Below are 13,090 nucleotides of genomic sequence, written 5' to 3' on the forward strand. Positions count from 1 at the left end.
TGAACCTTTTGTGACCGTATTCAGTCCCTGCGGAACAGGATGCTTGCGCCCCAACCCGTCACGATTGCCAGCAGCACGCACAGAAAGCCATAAACCACCGGTGTCTGATGCGCGGCATCTGTGATGGCCTGCTCCATGCCGGTCTTCACCACGCGCAGTCGCAGTTCCTTTTGCGCCACAGGCATACCGCTCTTGAAGAGATAGGCGCGGGCCGTATGGACGCCGTTCGGCACGTTTGCAGGTAGACGAAGCGTGGCCCAGAACAATCCCGTTCGTTCAAGCCGCACGCCGGTCGTATCGTTGCGGTAGATGCCGCTCGACAGTTTCAGGCGGCGATAGGCTTCCTGGAAATCATAGACATTGTCGGGCACGCCGGAAAAGACAGCACTGCGCAATGGCAGATGGTCTACGCCCAGACCCATGGCCTTCAGCGTTCCCGCCGTTGCGATATTGTCGATGCTGCGGGTACTGGCCATGGAGTAGGATTCCGGCAGTGGCGCAAAGGTGATCGCGCTGGTGTTGATCCAGATGCCAGCGACACGGCTTTTCTTGCGTACGGTGGAATATTCGTTGGGGCCTTCCAGCGTCACGACGATGTCATACTGCCCGATTGCCAGCAAAAGCTGATCGGCATTGTTCAGCGCACCGAACATGGTGAAATCGGCGCCACGAAAATCAGAGGCGATGGAAATTTCGGTCGTCGACGCACCGATCTCGATGTTTTCCTGCAAGGTTCGGGCCTGGCCAGTGGCATCGGGTGAAATCGGCAGCGGCGGTGTCTGCGCAAAGGCAGGCGTGCACAGCGCGCTGAAGGCGGCAGCAAGAAGGGCGGCGCGGATCAATAGCCCAGCCCTCCGACAGCCACGGAAAACAGATCTTCAGGTTTCAACACCAGCGAAATCGCAAGTCTCACGCCAACGGCCAGCACCAGCAGTGCCAGCAATGCACGCAACTGCTCGCCACGCAGTTTCTGGCCGACCCGAACCCCGTATTGCGCCCCGACCACGCCGGCCAGCATGAGGATGAAAGCCAGCACGATATCGACGGAAAAATTCGTCGCCGCCTGGACGATGGTGGTGTAGGCAGTGACAAAAATGATCTGGAACAGCGAGGTGCCGACAACGACGTTGGTGGGCACGCGCAGGAGGTAGATCATGGCCGGTACCATGATGAAGCCGCCGCCGACACCCATGACCGATGTCAGCACACCGATGCCGAAACCCAGGACGATGATGGGAATGACGCTGAGATAGAGTTTCGATTTCTTGAAACGCATCTTCAACGGCAGGCGATGGACCCAGTTGTGGTGACCGGGGCGGCGCAATGTCACTGTCTCGTTGCGGGCAGACCGGCGGATGGCCGAGATGCTTTCTTTTAGCATCAGCGCACCGACGGTACTCAGCAAAATGACGTAGAGAAGCGAGATGATGAGATCGAGCTGACCGATGCTGCGCAAAAGCGTAAACAGCCAGACACCCACCGTCGCCCCGCAAAGGCCTCCGATCAGCAGCATGCCGCCGAGCTTCATATCCAAAGTGCCGCGCCGGAAGTGGCTGATGGAGCCTGAAACGGAAGAGGCGACCACCTGGTTGGCACCGGTTGCCACGGCGACGACAGGGGGAATGTTATAGAAGATGAGAAGCGGAGTGATGAGAAAGCCACCGCCGACGCCGAACATGCCGGACAGAAAACCCACAGCGGCGCCCATGCCAAGAATGATGAAGATATTCACCGATAATTCTGCGATGGGCAGGTAGACAGTCACATCAGGACCTCGGGCATGGTTCCGTGTAAAACGACAAAGCCGCCGGAAGGCGGGCTTTGCCACGAAAGGCGGTATCTGTCTGGGTGGCGGAGGCAGCAAAACCTGCGACCTTTACCGGTCATGCCCGTGGAGGGCATGACTGTCAATTATTCAACGGCAAATACGTTGATAATTTGAAAAGATTGGCACAGGCCGGAATTACTTGTTGCGGGCCAGCAACGCGGTCACCAGTTCATCGGTGATGCGGCCATCCGGCGTCTGTCCGACGGACTTCTGGAAGTTCTTGATGGCCGCCACGGTGGCGCGACCCAGCTTGCCGTCCGGTTCACCCGCCTTGAAGCCATTGTTGTTGAGAATGGCCTGAATGTTGCGGATCGCCTTTTGCATATCGACAGACGATGTCTTGACCTCTTCGCCGCCTGTCCATTCGGCTGGCAGGTTCACCGAGTTGGCGTCATCGTCCATGGGCGTTGCCTGCCAGGTTTCGACTTTCGCCTTGGCGCTGGCCAGTTGTTCCGGTCGCATGGCCTTGGCTACGTCGTCGCGCTTCTGTCCGGCATCGGCATCACCATCACGAGCGGCAATAGCAAACCACTTGTAGGATTCTTCCAGGCTCTGCGGAACGCCGCTGCCGCGTGCGTAAAGAATGGCCAGGTTGAACTGGCTATCGCGGACACCGAGATTGGATGCCTTGATGAACCAGTCGCCCGCGGCCTTGAAGTCCGGAGCACCGGCAGCATCGGAGGCAAGCAGAACGGCCAGATTGTGCATGGCGCCAGCGTTGCCCTGATCTGCCGCCATCTGATAGTAGCGCTTCGCCTCAGGAAGGTTACGCTCTACGCCGTTCGCCTTCTCATACATATTGCCAAGGCGGTATTGCGCGGGCGCAAAACCACGGTCGGCGGAAAGCTTGTACCACTTTGCAGCTTCAGAACGATCGGCGGCAACGCCGCGACCGTCTGTGTAACGCGCACCGACTTCAAACAGGGCCTGACGATCACCCTTGGCAGCCGCTTCGGAAAGCGACGCAGGTTTGATGTCCGATGGCACTGCAATCGTATCGGCTGCTGCCAGGATTTGCTGTTGAACCTCGTCAACCGGCGCCGCGGCAGGGGCTTGCTGTGCAATTTCAGCGCCGGGTTCTGGTGCGGGCGCTTGCACCGCTGGCGCTTCCTCGGGAAGAGGCGAGCCGCCAATCGGGCGCGGGTCGATCTGGTCCGTCTTGGCGTCGGCGCCGACCTGCATGCGCTCAGCGGCCGCCTTTACATTCTCATCGATCATGGCGTCGGATGGAATGGTGACAGCTGGGCGAACGTCGGCAGGAGCAGCCGGTACGGCAGAAATGGTAGGCTCTGTGGCTTTGGGCGTGACCGACGTCGGTTCCACTGAGATGGAAGCGGGCTCGTTTCCAATCAGCGATTTGATGGCGGGCATTGCCATCATCGCAAGAAGAATGGCACCAATGCCGAGCAACAGCGGACGACGATAGCGTGACAGGGCAGAGCCCTGCTCTTCACCGGTCGTCGCACGCTGAGCCCGCGAAGACAGGCCCTTATCGGGAACGCTTTCCTGCGCAGCGGCCTGGGCTGCACGACGGGCGGCGGCAATGAAGTCGGCTCGGTTGTCTGTGTCGCCTGCGCCTGCGCGTGCAGCAGCCGTCTGGCTGGCACGGACGCGTTCGAGAATCTTCTTGATATCAGGCGCACCGGAGCCTGGCTCCAGCAATTCTGTCTCGATGTCCGACTGCAAGGTTTCGACCGGATCCAGCGCGGGTGTGGGATCAATCTGCGTGCGGGCGGGAGCCTGCGCTTGTGGAGCCTCGTCGCTCTTGGCAGCGCTGGATTTGAAACGACTGGTCAGGCTGGACAGCAGGCCGCGCTTTTCCTGTGCCACGGGCTTCGCGGCCTCAGGCGGAACCAGCGTATCCGTCGCCATATCGGCGTCGAGTTGGCGAGAGATTTCGGTTTCGAACGATGCCCGGTCCTGCTTGCCGATCAACCCGTCTTCGGGAAAACTGGCGGCAGGCATGCGCGCACCATCGTAGTCCGCCCAGTCATTCTCGCCATTGGCAGAAACGACAGCGCGCGGTGCATTGCGATTGTCGAGATTATCGAGACGACCGGCAATCTGCACCAGCGTTTCATGCAGTGCCTCGAAGGTGCGGTGCGTGCGCTCTTCAGTGTTGCGGCTCAAGCCTTCAAGCTTGCGCAAATCATTGGCAAGTTCGGTGAGAATGGCGATGTCGGAACTGCTGGCTGTCTGGGCCAGATTGTTGCGCGTGTGCGCTTCCAGAACGGCTTCGGCCGCTTGGCGGGCCGCTTCGATGATGTACTCATCGCTGGACGCCATGTACTCTTCGATCGCCGACATGCGCTGATCGAGTTCCGGCGACATGCCAGCGGCTTCGCTCGCAACCGGCGTTTTCGTCTCATCCAGTTTGGCGGCAATATCGCTCAGGCGGTCTTCCAGACGCTTGAATGCGGTCTCGTAAGACGCAGCCTTCGCCTGTGCAGGCCTGGCTTCGATTTCCTCGATCCGGCGTGCGATTTTCTCCAGCCGTTCAGCCAGCTTGTCGTTGACGGCGCCTTCGCCAAGCTCGTCGATCTTGCGGGAAATATCTGTGAGGGCAGATGTCAGTTCCGGCTGGCTGGATGGGCGTTGCGAGCGCTCCATCATCTTGGAAAGCTGATCCAGCCGCTCACCAAGTTCAGAAACGCTGCGTTCGGTCGAAAGCTCTTCAATGCGGGTCGTCAGCGCATCGAGACGCGCACCCAACGCGTCCGATGGCTTGTTCTGCGCCTCGGAAACATCCTTCAGCGTATCGATTTGCGACGACAGTGCGCTCAAACGGTTTTCCAGCCGCTCTGCAACTGCAGGGTCGAAAGCAGGGGCTGGTCTGTTTCCGGCAGCAGCGATGGCGCGGCTGATTTCGTCCAGACGCTGGTCGAGGCCAGAGAAATGCTCGGAGAACATGCGGTCGTTGGGCTGGATGTGCTTGCCCAGATGCTCGACAGCGCTGGCAATCGTCAGAAGCTTTTCTTCCAGCGCGCGGACCGGCGCGCTGCCGTTCATGGAGGCGAGCTGTGTCTTGATGTCGTCCAGACGATAGGCCAGTCCGATGACTTCTTCCTGGAGCGGCGCAGGATCAAAGCCACGCAACGTGTCCTCGACCGTTTCCCAGCGACGCTCGATCCGGTGCACGCTGTCTTCACGGGCGACCTGGTCCATCAGGACACGCAGTTCTTCGAATTCGCTGCGCAGCGCTTCGGCGTCTGGCGATGCGCTTGCGCCCATGCGCTCGATGCTGGCAGCCAGACGTGCGACGTCCTCGCGAATGTCTTCGGCGAAATGCTGATCTTCGGCAAACGACCGGATGTTGCGCAGTTCAGAGCGCACGCCCTGCATTTCGCGGGCGACACCTTCGGTGATCTCGTGCTTCAATTCCTGGCGCAGGCTGACCAGCGCTTCTGCGACCTCGCGCAGCGCCGCGTCGCCTTGTTGGGGGGCAGGGGGTTGCGGGGCAGGAGCGGTGCGTTCGAAGCGGGCAGTGGGGCGCGGACGTGCCGGAGGAATAGCGGTCGAGGTGCGGTAGTCACGCTCGACATAACGGCGGTCCAGATCGCGCTCGAGCACGGTCTCCGCGCGTGGCGATTCGGTTTTCTGGCGCTCCCAACGGGCATCGAGCGCCTGTTGGCGCTGGCGGATTTCATGGACGGGATCGAAACGACTGGAGGTCGGTTCTCTGGTCGGGCGGGACTGAGGGATCGGCCGTTCGTTTTCGATGCGCGTCGTTTGATTATCATATGAAGGGCGGGTCGCGGTTGCGCCAAGAAGATCGTCAATCCGGGCTTCCAGCCCCTCGATGGTGCGATTGAGCGCATCCAGAGACGATCTGTCGCTGTGCTGAGGGGAATTCGATCGCAATCCGTTCATCTTCCTGCTCGCTTCGTTGCCCTGTTTTTTTCTATCCCGGCCACAAAATGGGGTGTGGAACGGAGGTTTTTTTAAATAGTCGGGTGACGGAGGGTTCTTCAGGACGCGAAGCAGTTCCGCCGAAAGCTACAATGGCCGGAATATGGTTAACAAATAATGAATTAGCAATTACTGTTTTAACGCTTTCTTCATGAAGGTGAACGAAACCACTGATTAACCGCAGTCACGCAAGCTTCGCGCAAGCTTGAAATCGCTGCCAGATTTCTCACGAATGTCATTTGACGTTTACGCGCACGTCAAATATTGTGACCATCATGTTGACGCCGGAGTGGTCCGGTAAACGATGCGGAGGATCATCGGTAATGCCTGTTTACAAGGCCCCTGTTCAAGATACGCTTTTCATTCTCAATGACGTGCTCGGCATCGAGCGCTACAACAATCTGCCCGGTTTTGAGGACGCAACGCCTGACATGATCGAAGCGATCACGGGTGAGGCTGCAAAAGTGGCCGAAGAGCAGCTCTTCCCGCTGAACCTGTCTGGTGACCAGCAGGGCTGTCAGCGAAGCGCCGATGGTTCGGTTACCGTACCTGACGGCTTCAAGGAGGCCTACGACGCCTATTGTGAAGGTGGTTGGACCGGCTTGGCCGTTCCGCCTGAATATGGTGGGCAGGGGCTTCCTTACACGTTGCATGCGGCCATCGGCGAATATATGTCGTCGGCCAACCTGTCGCTGATGATGTATCCTGGCCTGACGCAGGGGGCGATTGCGGCGGTTCTGGCGCATGGCTCCGAGGAACAGAAGCAGACCTACCTGCCGAAAATGGTCGAGGGCACATGGTCTGGCACCATGAACCTGACGGAACCCCATTGCGGCACCGATCTGGGTCTTCTGCGCACCAAGGCCGTGCCGCAGGGCGATGGCTCATATAAACTGTCCGGTCAGAAGATTTTCATCTCCGCTGGCGAACATTCCATGACCAGCAACATCATCCATCTGGTTCTTGCCCGGATCGAGGGGGCGCCTGAAGGCACCAAGGGTATTTCGTTGTTCATCGTGCCGAAGTTCCTTGTCAACGACGATGGCTCGGTCGGTGCACGTAACGGTGTCGTCTGTGGCGCGCTCGAACACAAGATGGGTATCCACGGCAACGCGACCTGCGTCATGAATTACGACGATGCGACCGGTTATCTCATCGGCGCCGAGAACAAGGGCCTTTCGGCCATGTTCGTGATGATGAACGAAGCGCGCCTCGGCGTTGGTCTCCAAGGTCTTTCGGTCGGCGAGATCGCCTACCAGAACGCCGTGGAATATGCCCGCGAGCGTATTCAGGGCCGCTCTCTCTCCGGTGCGAAAGCGCCCGAAAAGAAAGCCGATCCGATCATCGTTCACCCGGATATCCGCCGCACGTTGATGACCATCAAGGCTTATAACGAAGCCAGCCGTGCGTTCCTTTTGTGGACAGCGCTGCAATCGGATATCGCCCACCGCGCCACCGATGAGAAGGAACGTCAGGCGGCCGACGACATTCTCGGCCTCGTCACGCCGATCCTCAAGGGTGTGCTGACCGACAAGGGCTTTGACCATGCCGTGATGGCACAACAGGTCTTCGGCGGTCACGGCTACATCGAAGAACACGGCATGAGCCAGTATGTGCGCGATGCCCGCATCACCATGATCTATGAAGGTGCCAACGGCATTCAGGCGCTTGATTTGGTGGGCCGCAAGCTCGGCCTCAATGGCGGCCGTGCCGTCATGGCGCTGTTTAAGGAAATCGGTGATTTCTGCGAGGAAAACCGCGCAGACGAGAGCCTTACGCTCTACACCAAGGGCCTCAAGAAAGGTCTGAACGACCTGCAAGCGGCCACCATGTGGTTCATGCAGCATGCCATGGCGAAGCCGGATAATGCCGGTGCCGGTTCTACCGACTACATGCACCTCTTCGGCCTCGTCGTGCTGGGTTACATGCAGGCCCGCATGGCGAAGGCTGCGCAGGTCGCACTGTCTTCAGGTTCTGCAGCGGACGAGCAATATCTCAAGACCAAGCTCGTCACGGCCAAGTTCTTCATGGAACGTATTCTGCCGGAGACGGCGCTGCGCAAGACCCGCATCGAGGCCGGTGCCGACACGATGATGGAACTGGCTGCGGAAGCGTTTTGATAGTGAGCGAGGGGCAAGACCCCTCACCAACAAAATCTAAGACTTAGCTTTGCTAAGACTTTGATTTTGTGTCCTCTCCCACAAGGGGAGAGGTAACCCGGAGCGGGCGCGGCACCCTTATCTCTCCCCTTGTGGGAGAAAAAGCGATTTCGAAATCTTAGCCAGCGGCTAAGTTTCAGAAATCGCAAGTGAGGGGTAGCCTTGCGCCACCCGAAAGTTTCAAGGCGCCAAAACGCCGACAGGGAGATTAACAAATGACTGACGTATACATTTATGACCACGTCCGCACCCCGCGCGGGCGCGGCAAGAAGGATGGTTCGCTGCACGAAGTGCCGTCCGTTCGTCTGGCCGCCAAGACGCTGGAAGCGATCCGCGACCGCAACGGGCTTGATACGGCGACCGTCGATGACATCATCATGGGCTGTGTCGATCCGGTCATGGATGCGGGTGCCGTCATCGCCAAGGGTGCTGCCTTCGAGGCTGGATACTCCACCAAGGCACCGGGCATGCAGATTTCCCGCTTCTGCGCATCGGGTCTGGATGCCATCAACTTTGCGGCTGGTAAGATTGCGGCGGGTGCCGATGAGATTGTCATCGCAGGCGGTGTCGAAAGCATGTCGCGTGTCGGCATGGGCATGTCCGGCGGTGCCTGGTACATGGACCCGTCCGTCAGCTTCCCGGCCTATTTCATGCCGCAGGGCGTATCGGCCGATCTCATCGCCACCAAATACGGCTTCACCCGCGATGACGTCGATGCTTTCGCTGTCGAGAGCCAGAAGCGCGCCGCCCACGCCTGGGAAAACGGCTACTTCAAGAACTCCGTCATTCCGGTGAAGGACCAGAACGGCATCACCATCCTCGACCGCGATGAGCATATGCGCCCCGGCACCGATATGCAGGCGCTGGCCTCGCTCAACGCATCCTTCCAGATGCCGGGCGAAATGGGCGGTTTCGAAGCTGTCGGCATCATGGCGCATCCTGAAGTGGAGCGCATCAATTACGTCCACCATGCGGGCAATTCGTCCGGTATCGTCGATGGCGCTGCCGCCGTTCTTGTCGGTTCCAAGGCGGGCGGCGAGAGCATGGGGCTGAAACCCCGCGCCCGCATCCGCTCCTTCGCCAATATCGGCTCCGACCCGGCGCTGATGCTGACCGGCCCCGTCGATGTCACCGAAAAACTACTGGCGAAGACCGGCATGTCGATTGCAGATATCGATCTGTTCGAACTTAACGAAGCCTTCGCCGCCGTTGTGCTGCGCTATCTCCAGGCCTTCGACATCAGCCATGACAAGATGAACGTCAACGGCGGCGCAATCGCCATGGGCCACCCGCTGGGTGCCACCGGCGCGATGATCCTCGGCACGGTTCTGGACGAACTGGAACGCCGCGATCTCAACACCGCACTGGTCACGCTGTGCATCGGCGCAGGCATGGGCACGGCAACGGTTATCGAGCGGGTTTGATTTGGTCTTAACCCTCCCCCTTGTGGGGAGGGTGGCCGGCAGGCGGGAGGGGTCTTTGCCGCAAATTCCCCTCCCCAACCCCTCCCCACAAGGGGGAGGGGCTTAACCCCGCCAGATCGCACCTGCTTGGAGCGGTGGCTGTCGTAAAGAAATTCAGGGAAGAGGAATCCCAATATGAGCACTTATAAAAATTTCACCCTCGAAACAGACGCAGACGGCATCGCCCTCGTGACCTGGGATATGCCGGACAAATCCATGAACGTCTTTACGGCGGACGTCATGGAAGAACTGAACGCAATCGTTGACGCAACGGTGGCGGATGGTGCCGTCAAGGGCGTGGTCTTTACATCCGGCAAAGCCACCTTTTCCGGCGGCGCTGATCTGTCGATGATCAAATCCATGTTCTCGTTCTACCACGAGGAAAAAGCGAAGAACCCGGAGGAGGCATCCAAGAAGCTGTTCGATCTGGTTGGCAAGATGAACGGCCTGTTTCGCAAGATCGAAACCAATGGCAGGCCGTGGGTATCTGCCATCAACGGCACCTGCATGGGCGGCGCGTTTGAATTGTCGCTGGCCTGCCACGGCCGTGTTGCCTCCAATGCCAAAAGCGTCAAGCTGGCGCTGCCGGAAATCAAGGTCGGCATTTTCCCCGGTGCTGGTGGCACGCAGCGCGTTTCGCGCCTGACCGATGCGCAATCCGCACTTCAGATGATGACAACAGGCCAGTCGCTGACGGCAAGCCGCGCCAAATCCATGAACCTCGTCCATCAGGTGGTGGAGCCGGATCAACTGATCCCTGCCGCCAAACAGATGATCAAGGATGGCCTGAAGCCCGTCGCCCCATGGGATGAAAAAGGCTTCAAGGCCCCCGGTGGCGGCATCTGGACGCCAGCTGCCGCCCAGCTTTGGCCAGCGGCTCCCGCCATTCTGCGCCGCGAAAGTGCTGGCAACTACCCGGCAGCCCTCGCCATCCTCAAATGCGTTTACGAAGGTCTGCAATTGCCCTTCGACACGGCCTTGAAGGTCGAGCAGCGCTATTTCACGGAAATCCTGCGCTCGAAAGAAGCGTTTGCGATGATCCGCTCGCTGTTCATTTCCATGCAGGAACTGGGCAAAGGCGCGCGCCGTCCCGTTGGGCAGCCGAAGAGCGATCTCAAACATGTCGGCGTCGTAGGCGCGGGCTTCATGGGCGCGTCGATTGCTTATGTCACCGCCGTTGCCGGTCTTGATGTCACCCTGATCGACCGTGACGACGAGGCCGCCGCGAAGGGCAAGACCACCTGCGAAACGTTGGTGAAGGATAGCGTCGGCAAGGGCCGCATGACACAGGAAGAGGGTGCCGCCATCCTCGCCCGCATCACCCCAAGCGCCGATCACGCCTCGCTCACGACCGCAAATCTCGTCATCGAAGCCGTGTTTGAGGATCGTGACGTGAAGAAGGCCGTGATAGAAGCTGTCGAGGCCGTACTGCCGGAAGGCGCGATCTTCGCATCCAACACCTCCACTCTGCCCATCACCGGCCTGGCGAAAAACGCCAAGCGTCCGATTGATTTCATTGGCATCCACTTCTTCTCGCCAGTCGAAAAGATGATGCTGACCGAAGTTATCATGGGCGAGGAAACGGGCGATAAGGCACTGGCGGTCGCGCTGGATTATGTGGCGAAAATCAAGAAGACGCCGATCGTCGTCAACGACACACGTGGCTTCTTCGTCAACCGCTGCGTGCTGCGCTACATGGCCGAAAGCTACGACATGCTGATCGAAGGTGTCCCCGCCGCCATGATCGAAAATGCCGCGAAATTCGCTGGCATGCCGGTCGGCCCGTTGGCGCTGAACGATGAAGTCGCCATCGACCTTTCCTACAAGATCCTCAAAGCCACCGTCGCCGATCTTGGCGAAAAGGCTGTCGATCCGCGCCATATGGAACTGGTCAAGAAGATGGTGGAAGGCGAGGGCCGCTTTGGCCGCAAGAACGCCAAGGGCTTCTACGACTACCCGGCAAAGCCTGCCAAGAAGTCCCTATGGCGTGGCCTCAAGGACCTCAATGCACAGAAGAAGCCTGAGGAGGTGGACATGGAGGTGCTGAAACAGCGCTTCCTCGTTACCATCGCCCTGGAAGCGGCCCGCACGGTAGAAGAAGGCATCGTCACCGATCCCCGCGAGGCAGACGTCGGCTCCATCCTCGGCTTTGGCTTTGCGCCCTACACCGGCGGAGCACTGTCCTACATCGACGGCATGGGTGTGAAGGCGTTCGTGGAGCTTGCGGAAAAGCTGGCGCAGAGCTACGGCCCGCATTTCCAGCCGACCCCGTTGCTGAAAGACATGGCCACCAAGGGCGAAACCTTCTACGGCCGGTTCGATCCCTATGGCTCTGCTGCAAAAGCGGCTTGAGATCAAAATCACTCAACCAACAGCAGGCCCTCCGGGGCCTGTTTCTTTGCCGGTATCTCTCGAGACCAATCTGTAATTGCGTGCCGGTGTATAACTTGAAAATTATAGAGGATCGTTACAGGGAGTGCCCAGCCCGCGACGCGTTAACTCTGGCCACAACATTCTGTATTACTTGATATTATTCTGATGACTTAATAACGACATTTCCTTTATATCCATTTTAGCAACGGCTGGGGCACCATTGCTCACTGATATTGCGCGCCTCAATTCCAGAGGGTTTTTCCATGAAAAGAACCATGTTGGCCGCCGCCTTTGTACTGGCGCCTTTTTTTGCCCAAGCCGAAACACTCAAGTTTCCCGGCGAAGCGCCTATCGCATCGGTCATAATTCCCGATGACTGGGAGCCGAAGGAAACCGAAACCGGCGTAGACGCCACATCGCCCGATGCCGCGATCTACTTCTCCATCGATGTCGCCAGCGACAAGACCATGGACAAGGTCATCGATGACGCCATCAAGTTCCTGACCGACAATGGCGTGGAGATCGATGCCAGCACCAAGTCTGATTCCGGCGACGTCGAGATCAACGGCATGCAGTTCGGCAGCATCGAGTTCGATGGCAAGGATGAGGATGGCCCGGTCGACGTGTCCTTGGGCTTTGCATCGCCGCGCGAAGGCAAGATGCTGGTCGTGACCTATTGGGGTACAAAGGCCACGCAGGATGCGCATCACGCGGAACTGGTCGGCATCTTGCAGTCGCTTAAACCCGTCAAGTAAGCCGCCCTGTGCTTCGGCACGTGCCACGCCGATACCACCGTCTCGACTGGCGTTTGAAACTGCTTTGGCGATTGGATGAAACGCTGCATCCTTTTTCTAATTTCCGCGTTTGCTAACTATCTGCTGTCCGGCCGAGACGTCGCGACGGCGCAAAGCGAAATTGCGAGAGGAGAAGTGAATGAGGGCACCGGTACGTTCCCATGGTTTCGACAAACCATCAGACCTTGAAGACGAACTTTCTGAACTGGACGATGATGTGAGCACAACACCCAGAAAGCCTGCCATGAGAGCCAAGCCACCTGGGAAGGAACCGGGCGCTGTTGATTTGAGAGAGGAATTGACCGCGCTGCGCCGTGACGTGGATGCCCTCCGCAAACAGGTCGAGACACTTCAATCGGCGCGCGCGCACCAAAAGCAGTCGTCCGGCCACCGGGCCGATGTGGCAAACTGGCTTCCTGTCGTCCGCTCGGTTGCGATCACATCAATCGCTGGCCGCATCTTTGCGTCCTCGCCCATCATGGCGCTGCTCGTCGCTGCAGTGCCTTTCGCCTTGGGGCTATCTGCCGGTTCGAAATAACGGCAGACATGGTTTGGAAAACAAAG

The 13,090-nt window shown here is 58.9% G+C and carries 8 protein-coding genes; 5 read left to right on the forward strand and 3 right to left on the reverse strand.

Annotation, left to right across the window (positions count from 1 at the left end; genetic code table 11):
• Positions 1–20: 20 nt before the first annotated feature.
• The 3 genes from GGQ73_RS03250 to GGQ73_RS03260 all read right to left on the reverse strand — a co-directional run bounded on the left by GGQ73_RS03250 (position 21) and on the right by GGQ73_RS03260 (position 5,698).
• On the reverse strand, positions 21–842 hold the full coding sequence (locus GGQ73_RS03250; RefSeq protein WP_183893954.1) for a TIGR02186 family protein: 822 nt from the start codon (positions 840–842) through the stop codon (positions 21–23).
• Positions 839–1,765, reverse strand: coding sequence for a sulfite exporter TauE/SafE family protein (locus GGQ73_RS03255; protein ID WP_174152039.1), 927 nt, complete (start codon positions 1,763–1,765; stop codon positions 839–841). The genes GGQ73_RS03250 and GGQ73_RS03255 overlap by 4 nt, the downstream gene beginning before the upstream one ends.
• Positions 1,766–1,963: 198 nt before the next feature.
• Entirely contained in the window at positions 1,964–5,698 is a 3,735-nt protein-coding gene (locus GGQ73_RS03260; protein ID WP_183893956.1) for a peptidoglycan-binding protein, read from the reverse strand.
• Between the two features lie 362 nt (positions 5,699–6,060).
• Here GGQ73_RS03260 and GGQ73_RS03265 point away from each other — a divergent pair, with 362 nt between their 5' ends.
• From GGQ73_RS03265 to GGQ73_RS03285, 5 genes are all read left to right on the forward strand, one after another.
• Positions 6,061–7,857 (forward strand): acyl-CoA dehydrogenase C-terminal domain-containing protein, encoded by a 1,797-nt coding sequence (locus GGQ73_RS03265; RefSeq protein WP_183893958.1) that lies wholly within the window; start codon positions 6,061–6,063, stop codon positions 7,855–7,857.
• 254 nt (positions 7,858–8,111) lie between these two features.
• Positions 8,112–9,320 carry an acetyl-CoA C-acetyltransferase gene (locus GGQ73_RS03270; RefSeq protein WP_174152042.1) on the forward strand — a complete coding sequence of 403 codons (1,209 nt, stop codon included), beginning with the start codon at positions 8,112–8,114 and terminating at the stop codon, positions 9,318–9,320.
• Between the two features lie 174 nt (positions 9,321–9,494).
• Positions 9,495–11,711, forward strand: coding sequence for an FAD-dependent oxidoreductase (locus tag GGQ73_RS03275; protein WP_183893960.1), 2,217 nt, complete (start codon positions 9,495–9,497; stop codon positions 11,709–11,711).
• A gap of 284 nt (positions 11,712–11,995) precedes the next feature.
• On the forward strand, positions 11,996–12,487 hold the full coding sequence (locus GGQ73_RS03280) for a histidine kinase (RefSeq protein ID WP_183893962.1): 492 nt from the start codon (positions 11,996–11,998) through the stop codon (positions 12,485–12,487).
• 178 nt (positions 12,488–12,665) lie between these two features.
• Positions 12,666–13,064: a hypothetical protein gene (locus tag GGQ73_RS03285; RefSeq protein ID WP_183893964.1), complete on the forward strand. Its 399-nt coding sequence runs from the start codon at positions 12,666–12,668 to the stop codon at positions 13,062–13,064.
• Positions 13,065–13,090: the final 26 nt, after the last annotated feature.

The sequence above is a fragment of the Rhizobium skierniewicense genome (genome assembly GCF_014196515.1).
Taxonomy (GTDB): domain Bacteria; phylum Pseudomonadota; class Alphaproteobacteria; order Rhizobiales; family Rhizobiaceae; genus Agrobacterium; species Agrobacterium skierniewicense.